The following is a 26261-nucleotide window of genomic DNA, read 5'->3' as shown; positions in this document are numbered from 1 at the left end:
TGCGCTAAAGCATCGTTACTTAGCCACGATAGTTGGCAGCAAGAAGTAAAGGAAAACCCCATAATAGCATCATCAGAACATTAGCATTTAAGTGGATACGAATACTGTTTAGGTGTTTAAAAACACATACGCCCTACGATAAATCAACTTACTTAACTGTATTGAAAAGCAAGGGTTCACCACTATTAAAATTTGCGGTGGAAAGTGAGTTTTAGTGCTTGCTGTCCACCTCAAGGCATGTCCTTATATGAACCTTAAACTAAGCTTTTTCCCAGTACATTGTCCTTAAACATGCTAACAACTATTTTGACTGTCCTTTTACGTGAAAATAATCGAGGTATTAAAGAGACTACGTAATTAATCTTACCCGATACTGTATACATTCTATTTTTTTCGTAAGCCGCGAGCGCAGATTTAACTACCTTGCTTGCAGGAGCCAAGTTCATATTGGATGTATCAGCATTAGCATTTTCCATAAAACGAGACTCTGTAGTACCGGGGCACAAGGCCATGACGCGAATATTCTTATCTAATAATTCTCCGGTAAGAGCCTCTGAAAAACTTAATACAAAAGCTTTAGATGCACCATAAACAGTCTGGTATGGTAAAGGTTGAAAAGAACCAATAGATGCTACATTAATAATTCCGCCGCTATTTTTATTTACCATTGCAGGCAAACATAAATGAGTAAGTTCAACTAATGCATTAACATTTAACATCAACATTTTATGATAAGTTTCAAAACTCTCACCAGAAAACTCACAAAATTTTCCAAAACCAGCATTATTAATCAAATAATCAACTGACAAGCCTAAATCATTTATTTGTTCAAATAATTTTTTAGGGCCATTTAGTTCACTTAAATCGGCGGGAATAGTTTTAATCCAAATGTTCCTATGTTCACGCTCTAACTCTTGCGCTAAACTTATTAGATCGCTATGCGTTCTGGCTGTTAGGATTAAATTAGCTCCTTTGCTAGCGAGTTGTTTAGCAAACTCTTTCCCGATGCCTGAAGATGCGCCTGTAATTAATATATTTGTGTTTTCTAAATTCAGCTTTTTCACTATAAATCATCCTATGAGTTAATTATCAGTTAACTGTAAGCCTTTCCCTTGAGGGGAAGGTCAAGTGAATTCTTTAACTAAATCTATTTTAAATTGCTTCAAATTCTCATTTTTCAGCAAAATCTCGTCAATCTCTTGTTTTAAAAGTGATATTTTTTTATCTATAAGTAGGTGAATCAAATCAATAGGAAGTTTCTTTTCCTCCGTTTTTTTAGACACTATATCCTTGATTTCACCGAGGCTAAACCCAAGGGTTTTAGCACGACAAATCATACTTATAACCATAACATCATGATTACTATAAATACGGTAGCTACCTTTTCTATTTGGAAGCGTTATCAAACCAATTGACTCATAGTACCGAATAGCTTTTCGAGTTGCTCCAGTCAATTCAGAAACACGACCTATTAACATAGTAATCCTTATGAGTGATGGAATAGATAATCGTCTAATGCTTACATTAAACGGCTAAAGAACGTTGGCTGAAATGTGTGAAGCACGAACAATAGCCAGCTGTTATTAGCCCGTTTGAGAGTAAACTTGGTGAGCAGGCTTCAATGAGTTTTTCCATTGACCTAATCCTCTAAACACGGCCACCCCACTAAAAATGGTTATAACGCCCGCATAAACAGCGGAGCAAGTTGGACGCTTTTTTGCGCCGTGTTTTGCAAAAAACCGGCCTGCTTGCGGAATCAGGTTTGATGCGTTTGGTATATTTTTTTGTAAACGTAAAAACGAAATATTAAGGCTTGAAATAGTGCTGCGAGACCAAACAACAATGAACCTTTATAAAACAAGGACGGTAGAACAAACGCCATTGGTATAGCAGCATAATATAAATAGGAACGATTTGTGTATTTGCTTATTAAAAAATGAAGTGGAAACCCAATTACTAACCAACCTACGATAGAAATAAACAGATAAACACCCACATATAGTAAAAATGTAACAACCAACCCTAAAAGGTCGTTTACTGATGATGGTGCTAAACCAGTAAATAAAGCCGAGACAGCAATGCCTATTCCCACAAATAAGAGGCTTTTGAGTATTGCGTCATCCCACCTTCCAAGACTCAATTTTTTATCCTTAAAATTATTAAGGTGTGAGCAACGCTAGCACAAAACCTAACCTTACCACCGTAAACACAAAACCCAACGATGGAATGAAAAATGCCAAGCATTGGGAATCACTCTTAAATGCTTTGTTATGTATTTTTTTTGATGATTTCTCTTAACTGATCTGGGTGCATTGCTGGCTTTGTTCTATGAACCATAGCATGGCAATTTGGGCAAAGTGGACGAAGATCATTTATAGGGTCAACTTTGTACTCTTTCCCAACAAGAGCTATATCCAATACGTGATGAACATGGATAAATCCTGAACCTAGCTCAGCTCCGTACTTTTCAGAAAAGTCAAAATCACATGAGTTACACACGGCACCATAATATTCAATGCACTTTCGTCGAGCTTCAGGATTACGTTCGATTGCATTTACAGTAACTTGCCTTACCTTACCCTCTTTGTATTCAGGTTCGTTAGTCTCATCTGGATATAAAGAAATATTAACGTGGCTGGAAAGTAAATAAATACCACCAGTTCCATTAAACACTTTTGCTGATAACTTTTTGCCAATTTTAGTGGCAAATTTTTGCAGTTCATCAGAAGCTAATTTGTACTCTTCTGATGTCTCCTCTAGCTTGGAAAACCACTTATTTAAGACAGCTTGAGTCTCTCCGCCATTTCCTTTACCAACGTAGTTTGAAACTGTTGTATTTCTGTACCCGATGAATTTACTTGGAGCAAATAAGCTGAGCTCTGGGAAATAATACCAATGGAAGAACTGGGAAAAACGGTCATAAGCAATGCTATTCCCTTTAACTATGTAACTAAATTCTCGAGCATTTTCGATTACTTCAGCAGTAGACTCAACTAAGTTCATTTTTCACCTGATTTTGAGATTTTCGATAAATACATAAACGCCTCGTTAAGAGGCAAAAAATTGTTGGCCAAAATTAGCGACGAAGGAGCAAAAGCCTGAGAGTACACTTGACACCCATCTTAATTTAAATAAGGAAATTTAGGATGGGTGTCGCTGTAATTGCTGCGAATCACCCTTAAACAGTTTGTTATATGCCGCTTTAAACTTACTATAAAGCAACTCCCATTTTAAAGTAAGAAACATCAGCTTTATAAAAACGCTCTCCGTATGGCTGCATACCGAAACGCTGATAGAAACTTAAAGCTGATTCCCTAGCATCACACCAAAAAAAATTTACAACCGTATTATTAAGGGATTGAAGAATAAACTTTAGCATTTGAGAGCCAATGCCTTGCCCTTGATAATCAGTTTTAGTAGCAAACTTACGTAGGCGAGCTTTATGTGATTTTATGTATACGGAAGCAACACAAACAAGTTCGTCATTGATAAATGTACCAAAATGAATTGCATCAGGATCACCATCTACATGGCAATATTCAGGAGGCTTGTTTGGCCAAAGAATACTTTGTCGAAGCGGGATTGTTTGCTCCCAGGAAATATTGCGAATTTCCATATGATTTTGAAGAACCTCTATAGGCATATAACGAGCCTGTAGATTAACTCGTTTTTTATTTGTTTTTATTGATGAACAAACCATAGCTGAGTTCCTATTTTGGTTCAATCTATTACTGTATTTTATGCAGAATATAGAGTGGGAGTTTGGTGTTGTTTTAATTGCCGTTTTGGAAGGAATTACGGGGGTTGAGTGGCTTTTATTTAGGGTGAAAGGGCTTAACTCTAAATTTTCAAGGCAAACATTTGTGAAATTGGCAGGATAGTTGGCAGCAAAAAACCAAAATGAAATTCCATAATACCATCATCAGATCATTGGCATTTAAGTGGATACGAATCCTATTTAGGTACTGGAAAACACGTACGCTTTAAGACGAATCAACTTCCTTAACTTCATTGAAAAGTAAGGGTTCACCGCTGTTAAAATTTGCGGTGGAAAGTGAGCTTTAGCGCATGCTATCCACCTCAGGGCGAGTTCTTAGATTTCAAAGTGATGCAATATACGCCTCGGATTTTTTACGATAACTCTCTTCAAAAGCGATAATTGCAGCCACCACGCCAGAGCCTAATAAAACAAACATGGCTGATGGAAATATAGCTGTTGATAAAACAAACAATTGATTAATCCCAAATCCCGTTTTCATGAAGAAAGATGTGATAAAGGCAATAATTGATACGACAATAGCAATGAGCGCTAAAACAGTTGTAACCCTCGTGATTAGCAATAGCAAAGGTAAGTTTTGTGTAGATAAATTTTTATACGGCTTCATCGTAGATTCCTTTCATTGAAATATAACGAGCCTGAAGATTAACCCGTTTTCTATCTGTTTTTATTAATAAACAAACCATAACTGAGTTCCTATTTTGGTTCAATCTATTACTGTATTTTATGCAGAATATAAAGTGGGAGTTTGGTGTTGTTTTAATTAGTTTTTTGGAAGGAATTACGGTGGTTAAGTGCAAAATTTAAGGTGGGTGATGAGATGGACGCTCCCCAAAACGGCGTCAATGCGCCAAACTGGTTATAACTCACATTCAGTTAAAGGGAACGTCCACCATGAAAATTAGCACATTATCAATTGATTTGGCAAAAAATGTATTCCAAGTCGCTGGCTTCAATTCTAACCATAAAAGAGAATGCAATAAACGCTTAAACAGACCTAAACTCAACGCATTCTTGGCAAATACCCCACCGTGCCGCGTCGTTATGGAAGCCTGTTATTCTTCCCACTACTGGGGAAGAGTATTTTCGTCTTACGGTCATACCGTTGACCTTATTCCTGCACAACACGTTACCCCCTTTGTTCGCGGTAATAAAAACGACAGTAACGATGCACTTGCTATCTATGAAGCAAGCTTACGCCCTCATATTAAATTCGTTCCTATTAAAACCGAAGCTCAGCAAGAAATACTCATGTTCCATAAGATACGTGAGCGACTTCTGCAAAACAGGATTGCTGCAACCAACCAGTTACGCGGTTTATTGGTCGATTTTGGGTATGTATTTCCTGTCGGTATTAAGGCGTTTGAGCAAGGGATAATTGCCTTAGAAAGTGACTCTGAGCTTCGCCCTCAGCTGCGCATAATGGTGAGTGATATTTACACCGAATACAAAACCCTTGTTAAACGCATTAAAGCTATTGAAGCGATGCTTACTGCACACGTTGAACGGGATACAAACGCTAAAATACTTCACTCTATCCCTGGCGTGGGTGTACTCAATGCCTCAGCCTATGCAGCATCAATCGGGAACGGTCAGGCATTTAAGAGCGCAAAAGAACTCGGTGTGTGGCTAGGATTAACACCTAAACAATACGCATCAGGCGATAAAAGTAAAATGTCTGGTATTACTAAACGCGGCAACAGTTACCTACGAAAACAACTTATTCACGGTGCTCGCGCCCTTATCGCCAGAAGCCACCATAAAACAGATGCGCTAAGCCAGTGGATAAACCAGTTGCGCGAGAAAAAACACTTTAATTGTTTGGTGGTCGCCACCGCACACAGATTGGCGCGGCTGATGTGGGTATTGCTGACCAAGCAAGCCCTCTATTCACCTCAGTATGTGCAAAATACACGCAAGGATGCTTAATTATGCGTATTTTACACGCCAATCACACCCGAGTTTACGACTTAAGACAGCCTGGTTATGACATAGGTTTTAAAACCTGAGTGGGTGTTTGGGCACTTAAGTCGTAACATACGCTTATCCTGTATGTACTTCACTTATAATGAAACAAAAAGCGCACGCTAACCAAGGTTAACCAGATAAAGACACGAGATTAAATCTCGTTTGGGTGAATATTTTTTAGGTCCCTTGGTACGAAGCTCATTAGGAGCATGGCGCATGATAATCATGACACCATAGCTCGAATATATGTCAGTACCTTTGCTTTTTAGCAAGCTTGTGACGCATCATTACTGCGAAATGGAATACATGATAATGAATAAAAGCACCAACTTAGATGTTTATACATCGGCTCGTCTTGACTTCAAGGGAGCGTCCATATATGTCTTTGTTATTCTAAGTTTTACTTTCGCTTTACTTCACTAAAACGCATAGCTTTGATATTACCTTGTGATTCAAGCTTACTAGTATTTATCAAGTGATGAACCCTAAGTAATAACTTAATATCATTTAGATCTTTAAATTGATCGCGCAATTTTAAAGATTTGGCAATAACCATAGCTATTTTTTGCCAACTTTCACTCGTATGAGAATAAAGAGTATTATCAATTAATTCTAATTCATATTGGCTAAGCTGATTAAAGTAATTTAAGTCACTTTCTGTAAATTCGATTTCAACAGGTACTTCCATAGTTTTCTCATCTCGACTGTCACAACCTAAAAGAAAATACATTGTGATTAATATTGCTAAACTTGATTTCATCATCGTAAAACTAACGCCCTAATAATGGGCATAAAATTGTTGGCTAAAATGTTGAGGAACGAAAACAGCCAACTGTTTTTTGTCCTTATTAATTAGCTTGTTATGTGGCATTTAAACGCCCAGCTTTAAAAATTGCTAATGCCGATACTACCACACCAAATAAGATCATCATTGCTGTAATGTCAGAAGTACGTTCCCAAATAACAAAATACTCACTTAACCAAGTTGGAAAGAAAAACGAATATGGAATATATAAAGCAATAAATATAAGTGCTGCAATATACTCTAGTACGATTTTCCCTTTGATTTGAGCACGAATAATCACATTAAGTTTCGCAATATAGAAACACGAAAAAATATAGATTAGAACGCAAATAGTGAATATTAGAATACCGACTCCTTATGACACATAACGAGGCTGTAGAATAACTCTAACAGCCAAATTCAATTAAAAAACGAGCTCCTGTAATTAACTCTAAGCGTTTTTAAAGCATTAGGTAATGCATTGGAACCCATAAAACTGGCTGTTTTTCTTAAAAAAGAGTAATTCTACAGCCACAACGCCTCGTTAAGAGGCAAATAATATGTTGGCTAAAATAAGCGACGCAGGAGCAAAAGCCAACTGTTATTTGTCCTGCTTTAACGACTTGTTATACGAATTTTCACCTAACCATTCAATTTTTACTTATATAATCCATATAAAATGTCTTTAAGTCTATCGTATACCTAAGTCCACCATCATTTACTGGTCTATCGTAACCAACATAAATATAAGCAGAACTTAATTGGGTTTTGTCCAAAACGACCTCCAGAACATTTTTATTAGAGGAGTCTTGTGTATAACCTAGTTTAGAAATAAATAGCACTTCTGAGTCGTATATAATAGAACTATCCCCAAAATACCTATGTAAGTTCTGCTCAGCGATATTAAGTGGTTCTTTTGTTAAAACGATCCAAGCTGACTTTTTTAAAATAGAGAACTCTTCTTCTTTTCCGTTACCTACATAGTGATCGTCTAGCGTTAATTTAAATTGTTTGGAGAATTTTACTTTATTAAATGTAAATTTAAACCTTTGTTCATGTATGTTTTCAGGTGTGATTCTCGAATATGCAGACCATCCTGCATAGCTGTTATGGGAGATGAAAAATAGAGAAAGCAAGGCTATAAGAACGGTAGAGGTACTAATTATAACAACTTTATTAAGCATTCCTGGCTCCCTTTTTTAGCACCTAGCTAAAGATTCGTATAGACATAATGACTCCCACACGGTGTTAGCCTCCGCTTTTCGTGGGTTAGCTTAATTCAAAGCCAGAGCCATAATTAGTTTGTCAATTAACTAAACAGCAGAGGCTAACATGAATAAACATAGCATACTTTTTATCGGTCTTGATACACATAAAGAATTCAATGAAGTCGCCTATATTGAAGAACATAGAGGTGCGAAACCCGTTCATCTTGGCCGAGTTTCGTCTTCCAAAGTGGCTGTTCAAAAGCTTGTTCGTCAGTTTGAATCCAAATACCCTGGCGCAACACTTCATTTTGTTTATGAAGCTGGCCCATGTGGTCATTGGATTTACAGATTAATTACCAGTCTCGGCCATTGCTGTTATGTGGTTGCACCCTCTCTTATTCCCAAAAAGCCAGGTGAGAAGATTAAAACCGATAAACGTGATGCCCTTAAGCTCGCTAAATTACTTAAATCTGAAGATTTAACACCTATTTATGTTCCCGAGCCTGAAGATGAAGCCGTACGTGATTTATCTCGCGCACGCGAAGTGGCAATGAAGGATTTAAAAGATGCTAAATATCAATTAAAGGCACTGCTGCTTCGCAATAATATTAATTACAGAGGCACTGCAAATTGGTCACAAAAACATTTACGTTGGCTCACTGAGCTTGTGTTGCCACATCCCGCGCAGCACATCGTCTTACAAGAGTTTTTACACACAATTAATGAACGAATAAGCCGACTTGAACGGCTAGACAATGAACTAACACACCATGTTCACCAGTGGCGTTATTATCCTGTAGTAAAAGCAATACAAGCTATGCGTGGCGTTCGTTTGTTGGTCGCCACCGGCGTTGTTGCTGAGCTTGGCGATTTATCGCGCTTCGACCACCCCCGCAAATTAATGAGTTATCTTGGTCTTGTACCTAGTGAGCACTCGAGTGGTGGCAAACGCCATATTGGCGCCATCACAAAATGCGGAAACGGCCGAGCGAGGCGCCTTCTCGTTGAAGGCGCACACACTTATCGGTATGCGGCAAATATATCGACAGATATGCAAAAACGACAAGAGGGTTTACCAAAGGACATTATTGATATTGCGTGGAAAGCACAACTTAGGCTCTGCAAGCGCTATAAAAAAATGATAGCCAAAGGGAAACATTACAACCTGGTTGTCACCGCCATTGCTCGAGAAATGATTGCATACATATGGGCAATTGCAAAAGAAGTGGTGCTAACGCCAGTAAATACAAAACTTAGATTGGCAAGAGTACCTGCATGATAAACGAATTAGAGTTAATGCATAGGATCAAGCATCGGGAGTGGCACAACCACCGACGGCGTTAGGATGGCAATGTAGCTAACGCTTCATTGAACCACGAACATAGACTGAAGACAGGTGCCACGACGAAATAAGTAAGGTCTGCTCTGTTACTAGAAATAGTAATAACCAACGAATATCAGCAAGATAACCGACGACATTACTTGCTTCATCCTATGTATTAACTCGCTCTAATTCGAGCTAAAGTAATTATGGCTTAAAAAAGTTAGGCAGGGATCAGTGCGTTTAACTTGACAGTGGGAGTCATACCAACGCCCAAATAACAGGCTTAAAATTGTTTGTTAAAATTTTGAGGGACGAAAAACAACAAACTGTTTTAAGTCCTAGTTTATTTGCTTGTTAGCTTTTCAGCTTATATTTACGACGAATTTCATTTACCAAACGATGCCGTGAACTTTTTAACCTTTCGTGTGGTGCAAACAATGAACTAGCAGAGTCTAAGAGATTAACAGCTATAGTGAGTTTATTAGTTTGTTCCGTAGACAATTCACCAATCTCTGAAAGTTCATTAATTTCAAGGATTGAGAACTCTTTAGCTGCAATATCTTCTGGTAAGCCTGATTTAGTACACAATCCATATATTCCATTTAAAAAATGGCTCCACTCTTCCTTAATATGAGTATTAAATTCTGAAGCTATCTTAGGATTGCTTGAAGAATGACCTTGCTGTTTAAGGTTTTCAATTGCTAATTGATAACGGCTTGCAAATACGGAATAAATAGCCTCCGTTGAATTTAATGATTGTATTATGGCTAACCAAGATGCGTAGCCTTTAGCATAATATTCAATTTCCTGTTCATCATTGTGTAAACCGAAAAACGAGTCACTTTTCAAATTTAAACTTAACTTATAAGAGCACTTAGGCATCATTCCATTTTCTTGATATTTTACTAGATCACGCTCTGTAACTTTTGAAATATCAAGCAACTCTTGCTTAGTAAAAAAGTGCTCATTTAGATATTTGATTAATTCCACAGACTTTGAATCTCCATAAAAGCTAACGCCTCAATAATAAGTGAGCCAAATGTGGCGGGCGATTTGCTCCGCAAATGGCATGACATGTTTAGCGAATCTTAATTTATTGACTTGTTAGCTGTACTTTACACCCAAATATCATTTTCAGCCGTCAGCTCGCTACCTGAATCACCAGTATTAACGACTCCTTTAGGTTCAACAATCATAATCTTACATTCACTGTTAGCAACAGGTTTATGTTCTACACCTTTTGGAATTACAAACATTTCACCCGAATTTAGGGTTACGATGCCGTCACGGAATTCTATATTAAGGATACCTTCCAAAACGATGAATATTTCATCTGTATCAGGATGATCATGCCAAACAAATTCGCCTTCAACTTTTACTAACTTAAATTGATAGTCATTCATTTCTGCAACAACACGCGGAGACCAGTGTTCAGTAAATTTCGAGAACTTATCTTTAAAATTTATAGCATCAAACTTCATTCTTACTCCATACATTTATGTACTGCTAACGAGCCTGTAGATTAACTCGTTTTTTATTTGTTTTTATTAATGTATTAACCATAGCTGAGTTCCTATTTTGGTTCAATTAATTACTGTGTTTTTACGCAGAATATAAAGAAATGTTTGATATTGTTTTAATTGACGTTTTGGACGGGATTACGGGTGGTTGAGTAGCTTTAATTTAGGTTAAAAGGGCTTCCCCTTCTTAATGCATCGTGTTTTGCAGCTTTTCTATATTATGAACTAGGCAATACAGTTGCCATTGCGCATTCACTTTCGTTTGACCCCGTAAGGTCAATTTATTCATGCCTTTGTTGACGATAATATTGCACTTTTAACCTAAAGAAAAGCCGGTTCAATACAGCAAAATCGCTTGCCATTCTTTAATAAACAGCTGTCGTCGCCCTATTGGGCAGTCTATTTTTACTTTCATTTTGTCTACATTGCTCAGCTTTTTGCGTAGGGTGGGTGTGTTGCTTATTGTGCTTTGTGATTTATTTATCATTGCGTTCATACGAAAGCTGGTAGCGATCATGAATTTAATGGTGAGAGATGGTGTCATCTGGAACCCTAAATTGGTTTAAAATTAGGTATTGACACCAAACTTACTTTTTAACTTATAACTCATCCCGCGAAAAATCAGTTATACTATCTCCGAACTGACTGATGGCTCTCTCCTTCAAAGGATTTAGTAACAAGCGCAGCTCAATCAAATCATTGCCTACATCAGCAATCTCATCTGAGTCATCTGACGTTTCACATATTTTTGCCATTTCTTGTTCAAGTGCTATGAGACCCTCTAGCACGTATTTTAGCTCTGATCCTGCAAGTTCAAGCTTGAACTGACTCATACAATCTTTCCTTCTTTCTTAAATACTCGAGATGCTTTTAGGGCCATTTCCTCAAGAAGTCCCTTGAACTTGTCAACCGGCATATTCCGAGTGGGCGAAATACAGTAATGGTGTGGCTTATCCTGAACCATCTTCAATCCATGAGGCGGCTGGGTATTCGGTGGAAACCTCCAAACCCAACCAGTCATTGGTGCATTGTTGATACCTTCTATATCGAAAACGCTGATCCCTTTTCCGTTTGCGATAATAACCTTAATTCCATTTACGGTTGTAACATCAACATCACGAGCTCGAACATTCGATAGACGAGGACTTGAAGCATTTCCGAGGCGGAAAAGCTCTTCGGGTAGGATGTAAAATTCTTTTGGGTACATAATGATCTCCATATCGTTGACAAAAAGTTAGTTACTCTCTCTGAGGCCTTTATCGTTTTATAGACCGTAAAGTTTCATAAATTACGATGTATTTATCTTAGCCATCAAATAATCTTATGTAAACAACTAGCTAACTATGAATCAGCTTTTTATAAAACTCATATTATTAAATCACTTTTTTAACGCAGTTAATGAATTATTTAAAGCCCTGAAGTTTCAACATTTTAATTCAATTAGTATCCTATTTATGTATTACAACAAGCAGTAAGTGGTGCAATGGACCCCTTAAAATGAAAAAGCGCCGCAAATATGCAGCGCTCATTACTGAGTGATTGTTGTATTAAAATTTTTTAAAAGAAGCCAAGCGGATCTTCGCTGTAGCTCACTAATAAATTTTTAGTTTGTTGGTAGTGATCAAGTGCCAGTTTGTGCGTTTCGCGCCCTATTCCTGATTTTTTATAACCACCGAATGCAGCATGTGCTGGGTACATGTGATAGCAGTTGGTCCACACTCGCCCTGCTTCAATTTTACGACCCATGCGATAAGCACGGTTCATGTTTCTGCTCCATACACCGGCGCCTAAACCAAACTCAGAGCTGTTGGCAAGCTCGAGTGCTTCGGCTTCATCTTTAAAGGTCGACATAGAAATAACAGGGCCAAAAATTTCTTCTTGGAACACACGCATGTCATTTGTGCCCTTTAATAACGTAGGTTGTATGTAGTAACCACCGTTTAAATCGCCACTTAGTTGCTCTACGTTTCCGCCAGTGAGCACTTCTGCACCTTCTTTTTTACCTATTTCAATGTAGCTGAGTATTTTATCAAACTGTGCTTTTGAGGCTTGTGCGCCAACCATAGTTTCGCTGTCGAGTGGGTTTCCGCGTTTAATTTTTAAGGTACGTTCGAGTATTTTTTCAATAAACTGCTCGTAAATATCTTCTTGAATAAACAGCCTTGATGGGCACGTACACACCTCGCCTTGATTAAAATAAGCAAGCACGGCGCCTTCAATAGCTTTGGATAAAAACGCATCGTCTTTTTCCATTACATCATTAAAAAATATATTAGGTGATTTACCACCGAGCTCGACCGTAGAGGGAATAATATTTTCAGCAGCGCATTTCAAAATATGTGAACCTACAGGCGTTGAACCTGTAAATGCAATTTTAGCGATTCGTTTACTGGTGGCCAGTGCTTCACCTGCTTCTTTACCAAATCCATTTACAATATTAAGTACGCCTGCGGGAAGTAAATCGCCAATAATTTCCATTAACACTAAAATAGAAGCTGGGGTTTGCTCAGCCGGTTTTAAAATTACGCAGTTACCTGCAGCAAGTGCTGGCGCGAGTTTCCAGGCAGCCATTAAAATAGGGAAGTTCCACGGAATAATTTGCCCAACCACACCTAACGGTTCGTGAAAATGATATGCAACGGTGGTTTCGTCTATTTCGCCTATTGTGCCGTCTTGCGATCGCAGGCACCCTGCAAAGTAGCGAAAGTGATCAGCCGCTAGCGGAATGTCAGCAGCGAGTGTTTCACGAATTGCTTTACCGTTATCCCATGTTTCGGCTACGGCAAGTAACTCTAGGTTTTGCTCAATTCGATCGGCTATTTTTAGCAGTATGTTACTTCGGTCGGTCACCGACGTTGTGCCCCACTGCGCTCGCACTGCATGCGCTTTATCGAGTGCCAGCTCTATGTCGTCTTTATCTGAGCGCGGTATTTGGCAAAACACTTTACCGTTTACTGGGCTTATATTATCAAAGTATTGGCCATTCACTGGCTTTACCCACTCTCCGCCAATGTAATTACCGTATTGTTGTTTAAAGTTTAAAAGTGCGCCGTCGCTGCCTGGATTTGCATATATCATGTGTGTGCTCTCTTTATTGTTGTTAGCTAAAGGTCGAACATTTATATAAATCAAAATGCTTTATATTTAATCGACATTAAACTAACAAGCGCCTAAAAACTTGATTAGCTGTCCACAAAAATTGTCTGTGAGTCCACATTAATAAAAACCTAAAGGATTGATATGCACACATCTCAGTTAAACAAAAAACGCCAACAACTTGATGTATTAATTGAAAATAAAGTCACGTTTGCGGCCGATAACAGTGAGCTGAGTATTTACGACACGTATCAAAGTGCGCAAAAGGTGGCACTGCACTCAAACGAGTTACTGTTTTGTGCAATGCTTAGCGGCAAAAAGGTAATGCACGTAGAAAGCAGCCAATACCATAAAGCATTTTTACCACACGAGTCGTTTGTATTAGCGCCAGAGCAAGGCGTATTAATTGATTTTCCACAAGCATCAATGAGCACTCCTACTACCTGTTTAGCCATTGAAATTAGCACCGACAAAATAACGAGCGTGGCTAATGCGCTTAACATGCAGCAAAACTTTGCACACGATAGCTTGTTTGAATATGTACCGCAGTTAGTGCACACCCAACACAATATTCAAACGCAGCAATTATTAGAGCGTATTGTGCATTTATTTAGCGAACAAGGTGCCCAACGCCATTACTTGATTGACTTGTCGTTAAATGAATTGATCACCCGTTTATTACAACAACAAAGCCGTGAGTTATTACTGGCTAACTGCGATAAACCACACCTTAAAACAAACGTTAGTGATGCCCTGCTTTATATTGAAGAACATTTAAATGAAACGCTCGACATAAATACCTTATGCAAAATAGCCTGCATGAGCCGCAGTAAATTTTATCAGCAATTTAAACTCACATTTGGTACTAGCCCAGCCCTTTGGCAACAACAGCTAAGACTAAAAAAAGCGCGCACTCAATTGCTACAAGGTCATGCAATTAGTAAAGTTTGTTTTGATGTTGGATTTAATAGTGCGAGTCATTTTAGCCGTTTATTTAAACAAACCTTTGGCATTGCCCCTAAAGAGTGCCGACATTAGCCCTAAAATCTCATTTTTTACTTTGCTAACTCGCTGAATATGTTAATTTATTAATACCCTGTTTAATGGCTAAAAATAATTAATGAGCAAACCAATCCGCTGGACCCTAAAAAGTATCGCTAAAGAATTAGGCGTGTCTAATGCGACGGTTTCTAACGCGTTTAATCGCCCAGATCAACTCTCTGCCAAACGCCGTGAAGCCATACTTAATGCATGTAAAGAGCTTGGTTATTATGGCCCTAATAAGGCCGCGCAATCGTTGCGTAATGGCACATTTAATATTGTTGCTTTAGTGCTGCCCGACAGTGTGGAATACATGGTGTCTGACCCCGTTGCTAGCAGCTTTATGCGCGGTGTTACCTCGGTGCTTGAAAAAAACGGCATTAATGTTTTATTGTTTTCAGGTAATAGCGATAACCTTAACAACGTGGTCGACTTGGTAGATGGCTTTATTTGTTATGGCCGCCCTCGTAATAACGCGTTAGTTGAGCAGTTAAAAACAGTGTCTAAACATGTAGTGACAATTGATTTTGATATTGCTCGCAATGCCTCTGTAAATATTAATAACGAGCAAGCAAGTTACGAAATTGCTAAACACGTACTGCATAATCAAAGCGATAAAGTGGCTATATTAGGGCTTAGGCTACTTGATGAAAACGTATTATGCCGCGTGTATGAGCATCACGAATTTGAAACCGGACAATCTATTTCGCATCAACGTTTACGCGGGTACCAACGCGCTTTAAGCGAGGCAAATATTACGGTGGCTGACGATCGTATTTGGAACATTCCTGAAAGTAGCGAGCGTTTTGCAAATATTGCCGCAAAAGAAGTGCTCAGTGCCTCCCCTCGCCCTAATGTTATTATTTGTATGAGTGATTTAATTGCCCTTGCCACAATGCGAGAAGCAATAAAACAAGGCATAAAGATAGGTGAAGAACTGCGTATTGTGGGCTTTGATGGTATTGATGAAGCAGCCCGGTTTGTACCTCGCCTCACCACCATTCATCAAAACAGCCAAGAAAAAGGCGTTATAGCCGCTGAATTATTTATTTCTAAAGAAGAAAAAACTCGGGAAGTCAGTTACGAATTAGAGATTGGTGCGAGTAGTTAGCTTACAAACCTTGTAATAGTTTTATGTGTTAAAAAGCCAAGCTACTTAAGCTTGGCTTTTGCTTTACATGGCGTTGGTAAATTACTTTTATAACATTAAGCTAAAAATGAATTTAAGTTAATCGTTGTTTCTTCATCGCCGTTCACTTGCGTAATAAGTGCATGGCGTAATTTAAAATCAACAGTGAGTGAAATAGTTTGCTCATCTAGTTGCCACGATAAACAACACATACTGCCTTCACCTTGCGCACTAAACTCACCTGCAAATGCAGGGTGTGAATTGCGAATTTTAATTAATTCAATTAAACCTTTTACTACAGGCTTATTTAAGGCTTTGTCGATTATATTTGCATCTAAATATGGGCGGTTAATATCACGGCCTACATTTGTATTTGTCAGTAATTCCATGTCGTTTTCGCAAGCAAATAGGCCGCCGTAATACACTTGTGGTACACCTGGAGCAAAAAATTGAATTGCACGCGACAATAAGTAATCAAAGTCTTTAGCGCCTAATGCGTTGTAGTACGTACAGTTAACTTGATATAAGTCGACATTACTCGCCGCAGCGCCCGTAGCTTGGCGGCTTTGATTGTTGCTGTTGGCGTGCATTGTTTCGACTAGGTTATCAATCTGCTGTGCATTTAATAGCCCTGGTTTGTCGCCCATTGGACCTGCGTCAATAATGCCAATACCGTCGTGTGTATCAAGTACAGTTAAGCAATTACGTGGCGAAATTTGTAACCATTTGAGCAGTGCATCTACATCGTTGTTAAATAAGCTGTGTAAAATAAGTGGTGGTAACGCAAAGTCGTAAACCATATTTACGCGTTTTGCCACTTCTACCTGAGTTTGATAATGGCTATGTATTTCTGCAATGGTTTCCATGCCTAAATCGTTTGCTTGCTTAGATAAGTTATCTAGGTAGCCAAACGTTTCATCAAGCATAAAACAGTTAGTGCCAGCTTGCTTAATGGCGTAACCCGCCGCATCTAAACGAATAATATTTACATTGTTAGCCGAAAATTTAGTAAGTACGTTATTTAAATACGCAACACCCGCTGCTACTTTTACGTTTATGTCAATTTGGTTATCGGTAAATGTGGTCCAAAAATCATACGTTTTACCATCACCACACTTCATTGGGGTAAAGCAACTACCTGGACGCGGACGGTAAATAGCTTTTTGCTCAGCTTCGCTCATACCATTTGGAAATACATCATCTTTGGTTAAAAACAAATCCCAAAATTCTGATTGCTTACCTTTAGCTATTACATCTTGAAACTGAAAAGACTGCGCCGATACATGGTTAACAATTAGGTCTGCCATTAAGTCGAGATCTTTACCTAATACTTGTATGTCTTCCCAAGTGCCTATTCTAGAATCAACTTCACTATGATCAATAGGGTCAAAGCCAGCATCGCTGCCATCAATAGGGTTGTAAAATGGCAATAAGTGCACACCACCAAATACGCCTTTTAAAGGGCCGTTTAAAAGTGTGGTTAGCGCGCCTATATTTTGGCCAGTGATTCGATCAGCGTATGTGATCAATTGAACTTTATTCTTCATCATTGTGTGAATACCATGTTGAAACTTAATCGATTAAGATATATCTTTAACTAGCGAGTAAGAATTTACAAGTAATTTTTAAAAATTTTACATACAAAAATCGTGGCTCACATGATACTACAATAAGTAACTGATTGACTTACTGGGTGTTAACAGAGCATTTAACGAGGAAAAATACATGACAAAATCACACACACACGTAAGCAACGATCCGTTGCAACAAATACGTTGGCTTACATACATGATGTTTTTTATGTTTGCCATGACCTCTGACGCAGTAGGTATGATCATCCCTGAACTCATTACTGAGTTTGGGCTGAGTATGACCCAAGCCAGTGCATTTCATTACGCGCCTATGGCACTCATTGCCTTTAGTGGATTGTTTTTAGGCTTTTTAGCCGATAGCCTTGGGCGTAAAAAAACTATTATGCTAGGTTTATTAATATTTTCAGCGAGTTGTTTTTTATTCGCCTTTAGCACCAGCTTTGCATTCTTTTTAGTACTCCTTTGCTGTATAGGCTTAGCGATTGGTTTATTTAAAACTGGTGCACTTGCCTTACTTGGTGATATTTCACATAGTAACGAGGACCACACTAAAACAATGAATAAGGTTGAGGGTTTCTTTGGCATTGGTGCCATTGTAGGACCTGCGCTGGTTGGAATATTACTCGTGCAAAACGTAAGTTGGACATACCTGTATATTATTGCAGGAGTTATGTGTTTAGTGCTTGCTTTTTTAGCTTGGCGTGCCGACTACCCTAGCGTTGTTAAAACAACTGAAAAGCCAGCCTCTTTGGCAACCACCATGAAAATGATTAAAAACCCGTATGCCCTTGGTTTTTCGCTAGCTATCGCACTTTATGTAGCTACTGAAGTTGCTATATACGTATGGATGCCTACGCTTTTAAAAGACTACACTGGTTCTTGGCCACTCCTTGCAACCTATGCACTAACCATATTTTTTGTACTACGTGCAGCAGGTCGCTTTATCGCGGTATGGTTATTAAACCGTTATAGCTGGCAAGGTGTTATGGCTTATTTAAGCTTTGGCATTGCATTGTGCTATGTAGGTACGTTATTTGGAGGCGTTGATTGGGCTGTCGTGTTATTACCGCTTTCGGGTTTATTTATGTCAATGGTTTACCCAACTTTAAATTCCAAAGGTATATCGTGTTTTGCAGTGCAGCAACACGGTGCTGTAGCAGGCGTTATACTCTTTTTTACTGCTTTATCAGCTGCCTTAGCCCCATTGTTTATGGGTATGATCAGCGACTACTTTGGCCATGTACGCTATGGATTTTACTTAGCAACAGGCTTTGCAGTTATTCTGTTTTTAGCTATGTTATTTAATTATAGCCGTGACCCATCAGCAAGTGCTTTAACAGAAAGTAACCCAATTACAGAGTAAATTTGTATTTTAATACAATAAAAAACACTATAAAAAACAACAGATGGGTAAATAAATAACAAATTAATAATAAAATAATTTGCTTATTGTAAAATATTTGTTATTTTTACTTAATCGATTAAGTAAAAATAACAAACCCATCGGGCTCAACACAACGAGGCGTTCACATGACAACACACAATACACCTTTATATTTAATCAGTGCTTTAGCACTTGCCGTAAGCCAAGGCGTTCACGCACAAGAAACAGATCAAGCAAAACCAGAAGCGTCACAAAACAAAGGTCTTGAAACAATTGTTGTAACCGGCGTACCACGTCGAACAACAATCATGGCTTCTAGTGTATCAGTTAGTAGCGTATCACTTGAACAAGTTCAAGTGTCTACCCCTCGCTCAACAGCAGAAGCGTTTAGAATTATTCCGGGTATTCGTGCAGAATCTACCGGTGGTGAAGGTAATGCAAATATTGCTGTTCGTGGTTTACCTGTAGCATCAGGCGGTGCTAAATTTCTACAATTACAAGAAGATGGGTTACCTGTAATGCAATACGGTGACATCGCTTTTGGTAATTCTGATATTTTTATGCGATTAGATAATACGGTGCAAACAATTGAATCGATTCGTGGTGGCTCAGCATCTACTGCAGCAAGTAATGCACCTGGTGGCATTATTAACTTTATCTCTAAAAATGGCGAAAACGAATCTGGCAGTGTGTCTACAACACTAGGCTTAGATTACGACAGCGTTCGTACAGACTTTGAATACGGCACTTACTTAACCGATAGCGTGCGTTTTCATGTTGGTGGTTTTGTTCGACAAGGCGAAGGCCCGCGCGAAACAGGTTACACGTCTAATAAAGGTGGCCAAATTAAAGCTAACCTTACAAAAGATTTTGAAAATGGCTACGTTCGCCTTTATTACAAACACTTAGACGATAAGAGTGTTGGCTACCTTCCTATGCCAATGTACTCAAATGGTGACTCTATTGCTGGCTTTGATGCGCAATCAGACACCCCTCACTCAGCGTTATTTACTAAAACAGTACGCTTAAATGGTGAAAACCAAATTAGCAGCGGCGATATACGTGATGGTATGAATCCAAAGGTTGACTCTGTTGGTTTTGAAGCTGTATTTGATCTAGATAACGATTGGCGTATTGAAAACCGTTTCCGTAAGTCATCAATTAGCGGTAACTTTAATTCACCTTTCACAGAACAAGTCGGTAGTGCAACATCAATAGCTGAAAGCATTGGTGGCGCAGGTGCAACCTTGAGTAACGCGAACACCGGTGAAGCGTTTAACGATGGTTTAGCAATGAAGATGGTGACATTTGATGTCACAATGAATGACTTCGGCTCTATAGTTAATGACTTTAAATTAACTAAATCGTTCGACGATGATACCAGCCTTACATTTGGTTACTATGCATCTACGCAAAACATTGCTATGTCGTGGTTATGGAACTCTTACGTAATGGAGCTCAAGGGTGACAATGCTGCATTATTAAATGTAACAGGTGCCGATGGCACTGAGTTATCTGAAAACGGTTTATACGCTTACAGTGCATTTGGTAACTGTTGTCAACGTGATTACGATACAGAATACGATACTCGCGCCCCTTACGTAGCATTTTCGACTAAGCTAGGTGATGTCAGTATTGATGCAAGTGCTCGCTACGATAGCGGTGAAGCTCGCGGAACATACGCAGGTGCAGTGACTTCAACAGTAGATATGAACCGCGACGGTGTGATCTCTGTGCCGGAACAAAATGTTGCTGGAATTGATACTGCAAACGCAAGTCCAGTAAACTATGACTGGAACTATTCGTCTTATTCAATTGGTGCTAATTACCAAATTGACCCAAGCCTTGCCACGTTTGCACGTATAAGTAAGGGCGGGCGAGCAAACGCCGACCGACTTTTATTTGGTAAAGTACGCGCCGACGGCTCTGTTGCAAAAGAAGACGCAGTTGATGAAGTGAACCAATTTGAGTTTGGTGTTAAAAAGCGCTTTGATTCATTATCAGTGTTTGCTACTGCGTTTTTTGCCGAAACTGAAGAGCAAAACTTTGAAGCAACATCACAAACATTTTTTGACCGTGAATACGAAGCAAAAGGGATCGAAATAGAATCCACTTACTTTATAGATGCATGGGATTTCCGTGGTAATTTAACCTGGACCGACGCAGAAATAGCCAAAGACGCACTTGCTCCTGAGGTAGTAGGTAATACACCGCGTCGTCAAGCTGATTTAATTTATTCATTAATGGCACGTTATAACTATGAGCAAGGCTCTGCTGGCCTTAGCTTTATTGGTACTACCGATGCATATGCACAAGATAATAACGACCTTAAACTTGACGGTTACACACAAGTAAATGGCTTTGTAAGTTATGACTTATCTGAAAACCTTAACATTGCCCTTAATGTAAATAACCTCTTCGATACAGTAGGTATTACAGAAGCGGAGGAAGGTTCAGTACCTGAAAACAACATTATCCGTGCTCGTGCTATTAATGGCCGTACAACATCTTTAACGCTTAAATACGCGTTTAACTAATAGAGTTCTAGTGTGTAAGCGCTGAAACGATTTTTTTTCAGCGCTTTATAACTAACCAAACTTATTTAACCTGAACTCTGGTTAAGATATTTACTAACGTATTGAATCATGGTGATATTTAAATTTATTTTCTCTAGCCAGATATTTTCTGTGAAAACAAGGCGAATTTACGCGTCAATAGCTAGCCTATTACATATAAATTCAACGCAGTTAGCGCTGAAAATAGCTGCTCGAGATAGATTTATTATCCAGAGTTCAGGTTATTTAGTAATTCTCCCACTGACTTTAACCTAGCCTTGCTAGGTTTTTTAGGATTTACAATATGACCCAACTACTTAGCCTCGGCGAACTACTGATTGATATGCTGCCGCAAGACTCTCAAAACAGCGCTTATTTACCTATTGCAGGCGGCGCACCTGCTAATGTAGCCGTAGGCTATGCAAAGTTAGGTGGTAAAGCTGCTTTTTGTGGTGGCATGGGCGATGACTACTTTGCCAAGCAACTTGCTAAAGCACTTACACAATACAATGTAAGCACTGACTACTTATTTACAGTTATGGGCTCGCAAACTGCAATGGTAATAGTTAGCCTTGATGATACAGGCGAGCGCAGTTTTAATTTTTATCGCCAAAATACGGCCGATTTACTTTTAACGAGTGATCACTTGGCGCAAATTCAATGGGAAAAACTAAGTACCCTACACTTTTGTTCAAACACGCTTACCAATAACGCAATTGCGCAAACTACATTTAGCGCTTTGCAGCTTGCTAAAAGTAACAATAAATTAGTAAGCTTTGATGTAAATTTACGCTACAGCTTATGGCAAAGCATAGATGATATTGAAGCAAATGTACGTGCTTGCTATGAGTATTGCGACATAGTTAAACTCTCTCGTGATGAGTTAAACTTTTTAGCAGAACAAACAAAGCAGCTACCCGAGGATTATTTACAATCACTTTTAGATGTTGGTGTTAGCGTAGTATTTTTAACAGATGGTCCTGAGCCTGCTACGGTTTATCATAATGAGTTCACGCTAAGTGAAGCGGCACCAATTATTACAGCAGTTGATACAACAAGCGCAGGCGATGCTTTTATTGCTGGTGTTTTATATTATCTAAACCATAACAATGAAGATGTATTACTTACTACTAAAATAAATGATGAGAAAATAGTAAAACGCGCCCTCAACTTTGGCCTAAAATGCGGCTCAAAAGCCTGTTTAGCTAAAGGGGCATTTCCGGCATTACCTGTACTGGCTGATGTAATTTAATAGACCTAATGTTTTTTAAGTTCAAATATATGCAGTAACGCGTAGTTACTGCATAGCATCAAACACCATTTTACTATCCACTATTTGTTCAAAGTGCGTTATTTTTTGATTTTTAAGCTGCCAAATATGCGCGACCCTAGCTTGCATTTTTTTACCCGTTTTAATATAAGTACCAGAATACGTGCCATACACTACAACAGTATCATCTTGGGATAAGTAGTTTTGTGGCGTAAACGTATAGTTATACCACTCGCTTGCAAGCTTTTGAAAAACATGTTCAGTAATATCATTCATACCATGGTAAGTACCAGCATAGGCAAAACCGTCAGCCTCTTTCCAAGTAATAGTATCACTTGCATGAGCAACTAAATTTTGCCCATTCTCTTGTGATGTTTTGCCTTCATACGTACTTTTAATTATGTCTATGTTGCTCATTTTCACACACCCTTGCATTATAAAAAGGAAGCTCAATAAAGCTGTAATATAAACAGCTTTATTATTTAGAAATTTCATCACACTATACTAGCGCAACTGATTGCTGTAAGTAGGTAACCCACTGCTCAGTTTTTCCATAATAATGGGCTATATCAGCTTTTTGCCACTTACCTGTGTCAAATTTAAATGCTGCACTAGGAAAACCTTGCCCATGAATATCGTGTAATAAGCCGCGGCTTTGTGCTATGTGTTGATCTGTTGCATCGCCTTCTAGCGCATTAAAGTGGGTTTCAAATACGGCCTTGTTTAAACCCAGCTCCAATGCAATATCAGCCAGTACATGCAGCTGCATAATGTTTTTACCCTGAGCATAATAAGCATGTTGAATACTATTAAGCATTTTCCCACCTGATATACCAAGCTCTTGCGCTGCCAATATAGCGGTAATAGCCGGAGCCGAGTTGAGTATAATATCGTTGGTTTTTAAAAGCCCATCGGTATAGTTACTACCAAATACCTGACCTGTTTTCTTCGCTATGACACTGTCGTTTTTAAGTGCAAATTCACGCCATGCAGGAGTCACTGATTTTACATTATCACCTGTTAGCATGCCTCCACTGTGTACTTTTACAATTAAACCATCAATATTTTCAGCAGCGGTGATCAAGGGCACACTGCCATAAGTCCAACCACATAAAGGGTCAACAATTATATGTAACGTTACGTTTTTCATTAATATTTCCTATCTAAATAATTGCTTAACGCAAGGGCGCTTAGTGCCATTGCATCTCACCCATAACCACTTTTGAGCCCAACTCTAAAATGCTTCTTGCACCTAAATCAGGGTAGGCTTGAGTCATGAACTCTACAAATTCAGTTGAGTTTTTTGCATTTTTTGCAGCGCTATCCGCTTTATTTAAGTACCCTTTCATGAATGACACACCAGAAAGGTCTTGTTTACTGCCCTGTAAAAAGTGACCTGGAATAACAGTCTGTGGTTTTAAATTCTCAATGTTATCTAATGTTGACTGCCAAGTTTGACGCTCTGCGGCAGTGCTCGAATCAGCCAACCACACATGCATTTGATCAAATACTACAACCCCACCCAGCACTGTTTTTATAGAAGGGATCCAAAGGTAAGTATGCTTTGGATCATGCTGTAAATTTTTAATAATAATTTCTTTCCCATCTATAGTTAGGGTATTTGATAGTATTACTTCTGGCAAAATAAGTTCTTTAGGTGCATTGCTCTTTAAAATAGGCCCCCAATAATTTAACTTTCCTTGCATTGAGCGTTTAATATTCTCTACTGTTGATTTAGTCGCTAATAACTTTGCTTTTGGAAAAGCAGCTTTAATTACATCTAAACCAAAGTAAAAATCAGGGTCGCTGTGACTAATATAAACAGCTGTTAATGTTTTACCGCTCGCTTTTATTTTTTCAACCAATGCTTGTGCATCATTACGCTGAAATTGGGCATCCACTAATAACACTTCGTTATTACCACTTATAATGCTTGATGAGACAGCAAAAATACTTTTGTCTTGTGGGTTATATACATCCACAACTAATTCACTTTGCGCTAATACCGGTTGCATTAATGTACTTGCTAATAAAGCTGTTGCTGCTAATACGTGTTTAACTTTTTTCATTCTCAGTAGCCTGTTTGTTATTTCGTTAAGATGAGGCTATTGTATGTTGCAATTTAAGAATTAAAAACCAGGAAGAATGCAACCATCTGTTGCATAAATCGAACATATAGGCAAAGTGAATGGATAGAATTATTGCAGCTGATGTATTTATAAAAATTGTAGAGCAGAAAAGTCTAGCCGGTGCTGCCCGTGCTTTAGATATGTCTAGATCTATGGTTACACGGTATTTGAATCAAATGGAAAAGTGGGCAAATACCCAACTACTCCATCGGTCAACAAGAAAAATTACACTCACGGCAGAGGGTGAAAAAGTACTTAATCATAGCCGAGAGCTCATTGCCATCGCCCAAAATATTAGTGCGCCGATAGAAAGTAATAACAAATTAAACGGGCAAATTAGGTTGTCGTGCTCGCCTTTTTTAGCACATGATGTACTACAAGATATGTTCCAACAATTCTTACGCGCTCACCCCGAAGTCAGTATTGATGTACAAATTAGTAATCACGTTACAAATTTAGTAGAAGAGCGAATAGATTTAGCAATTAGAATTACCAATGACTTAGATCCTAATATAATTGCTCGCCCACTTGGGAAATGCCATTCAGTATTATGTGCAAGCCCAGAATATTTAGAAAAAAACTCTAAGCCTATAACTACGGATGATTTGAGTCGCCATAACTGTTTAAACTATTCACGGTTTGAAAAAAGTATGTGGCATTTTTCACACCCTGAAAAACCCGTATCTGTGGCGATTGCTGGTAACTTCAGTGCTAATGATTCGAGCTTACTGTTAAAAGCTGCTCTTAATAATCAAGGAATAACTCTACAACCTAAGTTTGCTGCGCAGAAATATATAAATAATGGAAAGTTAATACATTTACTACCACACCTTAAACCACAAACTTTGAGCATATACGGTATTTACCGCTCCAGGAAACATCAATCACTTGCACTTCGTTCATTTATTGATAGCTTAGTAACGTATTTTGATAAAATTGATACCTAACAATAAGCAAAAACTATTAGACGCTCGCTATAAGTCCTTTATTTAAGAGTTGAAATAGCGCTTTGTAAGCGCTATTTTTTGGGAGAAGGGATTTATTATTCGTCTAACCAATCTATGGCTGCGGTAGCATTTTCAAAGTATTGAACCTCACCCGATATAAACCAGTTACCTATTTTTGCCATTCGAGCTTGCCACTCTTTATTACCGTAAATAGCTACTTTTTTAAATTCTTTAGAGTGCTTAACACCTAATTTTAAGTCATCCCACGCTGCGCGTAACTCCCAACCTTCAAGTTCGCTACCATCTATTAAGGCGTTCACGACTGGGTGCTTAACTTCGCCAAGAGCTGAGTTTATCATTGGGGTAATTATCTTGTAATCGTCGTGAGTAAGCGTACCAACGGCTTTGAGTTTTAAAAAAAACTCTCTTCCTGCACGTTCAAGACCAATAGATAAACCATGTGTTGTGTGTACCATTACTGCTCTCCTTAAATAGGCTGAGTGGTAAAAGTACACCTTCTAAAATTAATTAGTCCT

At 38.6% G+C, this 26261-nt stretch carries 26 protein-coding genes and 3 pseudogenes; 10 read left to right on the top strand and 19 right to left on the bottom strand.

Annotation, left to right across the window (positions count from 1 at the left end; genetic code table 11):
• Window positions 1-41: 41 nt before the first annotated feature.
• Window positions 42-215: pseudogene (locus tag AOR04_RS21935) on the top strand (IS110 family transposase); the annotation flags it as partial.
• Window positions 216-254: 39 nt separating this feature from the next.
• On the opposite strand, the gene AOR04_RS19360 reads toward AOR04_RS21935, so the two are convergent.
• The 4 genes from AOR04_RS19360 to AOR04_RS19340 all read right to left on the bottom strand — a co-directional run bounded on the left by AOR04_RS19360 (window position 255) and on the right by AOR04_RS19340 (window position 3700).
• Entirely contained in the window at window positions 255-1064 is an 810-nt protein-coding gene (locus AOR04_RS19360; RefSeq protein ID WP_007377192.1) for an SDR family NAD(P)-dependent oxidoreductase, read from the bottom strand.
• Between the two features lie 60 nt (window positions 1065-1124).
• Window positions 1125-1478, bottom strand: coding sequence for a MerR family transcriptional regulator (locus tag AOR04_RS19355; RefSeq protein WP_096794380.1), 354 nt, complete (start codon window positions 1476-1478; stop codon window positions 1125-1127).
• Window positions 1479-2268: 790 nt separating this feature from the next.
• Window positions 2269-3003: an HNH endonuclease gene (locus AOR04_RS19345; protein WP_096794378.1), complete on the bottom strand. Its 735-nt coding sequence runs from the start codon at window positions 3001-3003 to the stop codon at window positions 2269-2271.
• A gap of 208 nt (window positions 3004-3211) precedes the next feature.
• On the bottom strand, window positions 3212-3700 hold the full coding sequence (locus AOR04_RS19340) for a GNAT family N-acetyltransferase (protein WP_096794377.1): 489 nt from the start codon (window positions 3698-3700) through the stop codon (window positions 3212-3214).
• A gap of 185 nt (window positions 3701-3885) precedes the next feature.
• Between AOR04_RS19340 and AOR04_RS22160 the strand changes: the two are divergent.
• Window positions 3886-4065 (top strand): annotated as a pseudogene (locus AOR04_RS22160) (IS110 family transposase); the annotation flags it as partial.
• A 35-nt stretch (window positions 4066-4100) separates the two neighbouring features.
• Here AOR04_RS22160 and AOR04_RS19330 read toward each other — a convergent pair.
• The gene (locus tag AOR04_RS19330) at window positions 4101-4385 is read right to left on the bottom strand and encodes a hypothetical protein (protein WP_007377189.1); all 285 of its coding nucleotides are present in this window, start codon (window positions 4383-4385) and stop codon (window positions 4101-4103) included.
• 287 nt (window positions 4386-4672) lie between these two features.
• Between AOR04_RS19330 and AOR04_RS19325 the strand changes: the two genes are divergently transcribed.
• On the top strand, window positions 4673-5707 hold the full coding sequence (locus AOR04_RS19325; protein ID WP_096794376.1) for an IS110 family transposase: 1035 nt from the start codon (window positions 4673-4675) through the stop codon (window positions 5705-5707).
• 439 nt (window positions 5708-6146) lie between these two features.
• On the opposite strand, the gene AOR04_RS19320 is transcribed toward AOR04_RS19325, so the two are convergent.
• From AOR04_RS19320 to AOR04_RS19310, 3 genes are all read right to left on the bottom strand, one after another.
• Window positions 6147-6509: a DUF3658 domain-containing protein gene (locus AOR04_RS19320; protein WP_096794375.1), complete on the bottom strand. Its 363-nt coding sequence runs from the start codon at window positions 6507-6509 to the stop codon at window positions 6147-6149.
• Between the two features lie 97 nt (window positions 6510-6606).
• Window positions 6607-6831: a hypothetical protein gene (locus tag AOR04_RS19315; RefSeq protein ID WP_096794374.1), complete on the bottom strand. Its 225-nt coding sequence runs from the start codon at window positions 6829-6831 to the stop codon at window positions 6607-6609.
• Between the two features lie 349 nt (window positions 6832-7180).
• On the bottom strand, window positions 7181-7714 hold the full coding sequence (locus AOR04_RS19310) for a hypothetical protein (RefSeq protein WP_096794373.1): 534 nt from the start codon (window positions 7712-7714) through the stop codon (window positions 7181-7183).
• Window positions 7715-7862: 148 nt separating this feature from the next.
• On the opposite strand from AOR04_RS19310, the gene AOR04_RS19305 reads away from it, so the two are divergent.
• On the top strand, window positions 7863-9017 hold the full coding sequence (locus AOR04_RS19305; RefSeq protein WP_096794372.1) for an IS110 family transposase: 1155 nt from the start codon (window positions 7863-7865) through the stop codon (window positions 9015-9017).
• Window positions 9018-9416: 399 nt separating this feature from the next.
• On the opposite strand, the gene AOR04_RS19300 is transcribed toward AOR04_RS19305, so the two are convergent.
• The 6 genes and pseudogenes from AOR04_RS19300 to exaC form a co-directional block, all read right to left on the bottom strand.
• Window positions 9417-10052: a DUF6058 family natural product biosynthesis protein gene (locus AOR04_RS19300; protein WP_096794371.1), complete on the bottom strand. Its 636-nt coding sequence runs from the start codon at window positions 10050-10052 to the stop codon at window positions 9417-9419.
• A 125-nt stretch (window positions 10053-10177) separates the two neighbouring features.
• Window positions 10178-10543, bottom strand: a complete 366-nt coding sequence (locus AOR04_RS19295; protein ID WP_096794370.1) for a cupin domain-containing protein — start codon at window positions 10541-10543, stop codon at window positions 10178-10180.
• A gap of 226 nt (window positions 10544-10769) precedes the next feature.
• A pseudogene (locus AOR04_RS21930) lies at window positions 10770-10892 on the bottom strand (transposase); the annotation flags it as partial.
• Window positions 10893-11181: 289 nt separating this feature from the next.
• Window positions 11182-11415, bottom strand: coding sequence for a hypothetical protein (locus AOR04_RS19280; protein WP_007379016.1), 234 nt, complete (start codon window positions 11413-11415; stop codon window positions 11182-11184).
• The gene (locus AOR04_RS19275; RefSeq protein WP_033028505.1) at window positions 11412-11789 is read right to left on the bottom strand and encodes a hypothetical protein; all 378 of its coding nucleotides are present in this window, start codon (window positions 11787-11789) and stop codon (window positions 11412-11414) included. Before AOR04_RS19275 ends, AOR04_RS19280 begins: the two co-directional genes overlap by 4 nt.
• A gap of 350 nt (window positions 11790-12139) precedes the next feature.
• Complete coding sequence (exaC, locus tag AOR04_RS19270; protein ID WP_096794369.1) at window positions 12140-13660, bottom strand: acetaldehyde dehydrogenase ExaC; 1521 nt, start codon at window positions 13658-13660, stop codon at window positions 12140-12142.
• Window positions 13661-13822: 162 nt separating this feature from the next.
• Between exaC and AOR04_RS19265 the strand changes: the two genes are divergently transcribed.
• Together AOR04_RS19265 and AOR04_RS19260 are read left to right on the top strand one after the other, a co-directional pair.
• Window positions 13823-14716, top strand: coding sequence for an AraC family transcriptional regulator (locus AOR04_RS19265; RefSeq protein WP_096794368.1), 894 nt, complete (start codon window positions 13823-13825; stop codon window positions 14714-14716).
• A gap of 82 nt (window positions 14717-14798) precedes the next feature.
• Window positions 14799-15830 (top strand): LacI family DNA-binding transcriptional regulator, encoded by a 1032-nt coding sequence (locus tag AOR04_RS19260; RefSeq protein WP_096794367.1) that lies wholly within the window; start codon window positions 14799-14801, stop codon window positions 15828-15830.
• A gap of 95 nt (window positions 15831-15925) precedes the next feature.
• On the opposite strand, the gene gtfA is transcribed toward AOR04_RS19260, so the two are convergent.
• Complete coding sequence (gene gtfA, locus AOR04_RS19255) at window positions 15926-17398, bottom strand: sucrose phosphorylase (RefSeq protein WP_096794366.1); 1473 nt, start codon at window positions 17396-17398, stop codon at window positions 15926-15928.
• A 175-nt stretch (window positions 17399-17573) separates the two neighbouring features.
• On the opposite strand from gtfA, the gene AOR04_RS19250 reads away from it, so the two are divergent.
• From AOR04_RS19250 to AOR04_RS19240, 3 genes are all read left to right on the top strand, one after another.
• Window positions 17574-18803 (top strand): MFS transporter, encoded by a 1230-nt coding sequence (locus AOR04_RS19250; protein ID WP_007378862.1) that lies wholly within the window; start codon window positions 17574-17576, stop codon window positions 18801-18803.
• A 167-nt stretch (window positions 18804-18970) separates the two neighbouring features.
• Window positions 18971-21361 carry a TonB-dependent siderophore receptor gene (locus AOR04_RS19245; RefSeq protein ID WP_008139277.1) on the top strand — a complete coding sequence of 797 codons (2391 nt, stop codon included), beginning with the start codon at window positions 18971-18973 and terminating at the stop codon, window positions 21359-21361.
• Between the two features lie 322 nt (window positions 21362-21683).
• Entirely contained in the window at window positions 21684-22631 is a 948-nt protein-coding gene (locus AOR04_RS19240; RefSeq protein ID WP_096794365.1) for a carbohydrate kinase family protein, read from the top strand.
• Window positions 22632-22676: 45 nt separating this feature from the next.
• On the opposite strand, the gene AOR04_RS19235 is transcribed toward AOR04_RS19240, so the two are convergent.
• The 3 genes from AOR04_RS19235 to AOR04_RS19225 all read right to left on the bottom strand — a co-directional run bounded on the left by AOR04_RS19235 (window position 22677) and on the right by AOR04_RS19225 (window position 24718).
• Window positions 22677-23066 (bottom strand): nuclear transport factor 2 family protein, encoded by a 390-nt coding sequence (locus tag AOR04_RS19235; protein ID WP_058553102.1) that lies wholly within the window; start codon window positions 23064-23066, stop codon window positions 22677-22679.
• An 82-nt stretch (window positions 23067-23148) separates the two neighbouring features.
• A complete protein-coding gene (locus AOR04_RS19230) occupies window positions 23149-23799 on the bottom strand; it encodes a DsbA family protein (RefSeq protein ID WP_096794364.1) in 651 nt (216 codons plus the stop codon).
• A 40-nt stretch (window positions 23800-23839) separates the two neighbouring features.
• The gene (locus AOR04_RS19225; RefSeq protein ID WP_096794363.1) at window positions 23840-24718 is read right to left on the bottom strand and encodes an MBL fold metallo-hydrolase; all 879 of its coding nucleotides are present in this window, start codon (window positions 24716-24718) and stop codon (window positions 23840-23842) included.
• A gap of 119 nt (window positions 24719-24837) precedes the next feature.
• On the opposite strand from AOR04_RS19225, the gene AOR04_RS19220 reads away from it, so the two are divergent.
• Entirely contained in the window at window positions 24838-25725 is an 888-nt protein-coding gene (locus AOR04_RS19220; RefSeq protein WP_096794362.1) for a LysR family transcriptional regulator, read from the top strand.
• 95 nt (window positions 25726-25820) lie between these two features.
• Here the strand turns inward: AOR04_RS19220 and AOR04_RS19215 are convergent, their stop codons facing one another.
• On the bottom strand, window positions 25821-26201 hold the full coding sequence (locus AOR04_RS19215; RefSeq protein ID WP_002960091.1) for an STAS/SEC14 domain-containing protein: 381 nt from the start codon (window positions 26199-26201) through the stop codon (window positions 25821-25823).
• Window positions 26202-26261 lie beyond the last annotated feature (60 nt).

Source organism: Pseudoalteromonas sp. 1_2015MBL_MicDiv (genome assembly GCF_002407505.1).
Taxonomy (GTDB): Bacteria; Pseudomonadota; Gammaproteobacteria; order Enterobacterales; family Alteromonadaceae; genus Pseudoalteromonas; species Pseudoalteromonas fuliginea.
Note: the sequence above shows the minus strand (reverse complement) of the source record. Positions and strands in the feature narration are given on the sequence as shown.

Excerpts from the sequence above, each read along its gene's own strand:
- AOR04_RS19330 (WP_007377189.1), bottom strand. The coding sequence starts at position 4,385 with ATGAAGCCGTATAAAAATTTATCTACACAAAACTTACCTTTGCTATTG.
- AOR04_RS19225 (WP_096794363.1), bottom strand. The coding sequence starts at position 24,718 with ATGAAAAAAGTTAAACACGTATTAGCAGCAACAGCTTTATTAGCAAGT.
- AOR04_RS19220 (WP_096794362.1), top strand. The coding sequence starts at position 24,838 with ATGGATAGAATTATTGCAGCTGATGTATTTATAAAAATTGTAGAGCAG.
- AOR04_RS19240 (WP_096794365.1), top strand. The coding sequence starts at position 21,684 with ATGACCCAACTACTTAGCCTCGGCGAACTACTGATTGATATGCTGCCG.
- AOR04_RS19235 (WP_058553102.1), bottom strand. The coding sequence starts at position 23,066 with ATGAGCAACATAGACATAATTAAAAGTACGTATGAAGGCAAAACATCA.
- AOR04_RS19340 (WP_096794377.1), bottom strand. The coding sequence starts at position 3,700 with ATGGTTTGTTCATCAATAAAAACAAATAAAAAACGAGTTAATCTACAG.
- exaC (WP_096794369.1), bottom strand. The coding sequence starts at position 13,660 with ATGATATATGCAAATCCAGGCAGCGACGGCGCACTTTTAAACTTTAAA.
- AOR04_RS19215 (WP_002960091.1), bottom strand. The coding sequence starts at position 26,201 with ATGGTACACACAACACATGGTTTATCTATTGGTCTTGAACGTGCAGGA.
- AOR04_RS19310 (WP_096794373.1), bottom strand. The coding sequence starts at position 7,714 with ATGCTTAATAAAGTTGTTATAATTAGTACCTCTACCGTTCTTATAGCC.
- gtfA (WP_096794366.1), bottom strand. The coding sequence starts at position 17,398 with ATGATGAAGAATAAAGTTCAATTGATCACATACGCTGATCGAATCACT.
- AOR04_RS19265 (WP_096794368.1), top strand. The coding sequence starts at position 13,823 with ATGCACACATCTCAGTTAAACAAAAAACGCCAACAACTTGATGTATTA.
- AOR04_RS19355 (WP_096794380.1), bottom strand. The coding sequence starts at position 1,478 with ATGTTAATAGGTCGTGTTTCTGAATTGACTGGAGCAACTCGAAAAGCT.
- AOR04_RS19295 (WP_096794370.1), bottom strand. The coding sequence starts at position 10,543 with ATGAAGTTTGATGCTATAAATTTTAAAGATAAGTTCTCGAAATTTACT.
- AOR04_RS19345 (WP_096794378.1), bottom strand. The coding sequence starts at position 3,003 with ATGAACTTAGTTGAGTCTACTGCTGAAGTAATCGAAAATGCTCGAGAA.
- AOR04_RS19320 (WP_096794375.1), bottom strand. The coding sequence starts at position 6,509 with ATGATGAAATCAAGTTTAGCAATATTAATCACAATGTATTTTCTTTTA.
- AOR04_RS19230 (WP_096794364.1), bottom strand. The coding sequence starts at position 23,799 with ATGAAAAACGTAACGTTACATATAATTGTTGACCCTTTATGTGGTTGG.
- AOR04_RS19280 (WP_007379016.1), bottom strand. The coding sequence starts at position 11,415 with ATGAGTCAGTTCAAGCTTGAACTTGCAGGATCAGAGCTAAAATACGTG.
- AOR04_RS19305 (WP_096794372.1), top strand. The coding sequence starts at position 7,863 with ATGAATAAACATAGCATACTTTTTATCGGTCTTGATACACATAAAGAA.
- AOR04_RS19275 (WP_033028505.1), bottom strand. The coding sequence starts at position 11,789 with ATGTACCCAAAAGAATTTTACATCCTACCCGAAGAGCTTTTCCGCCTC.
- AOR04_RS19245 (WP_008139277.1), top strand. The coding sequence starts at position 18,971 with ATGACAACACACAATACACCTTTATATTTAATCAGTGCTTTAGCACTT.
- AOR04_RS19250 (WP_007378862.1), top strand. The coding sequence starts at position 17,574 with ATGACAAAATCACACACACACGTAAGCAACGATCCGTTGCAACAAATA.
- AOR04_RS19325 (WP_096794376.1), top strand. The coding sequence starts at position 4,673 with ATGAAAATTAGCACATTATCAATTGATTTGGCAAAAAATGTATTCCAA.
- AOR04_RS19260 (WP_096794367.1), top strand. The coding sequence starts at position 14,799 with ATGAGCAAACCAATCCGCTGGACCCTAAAAAGTATCGCTAAAGAATTA.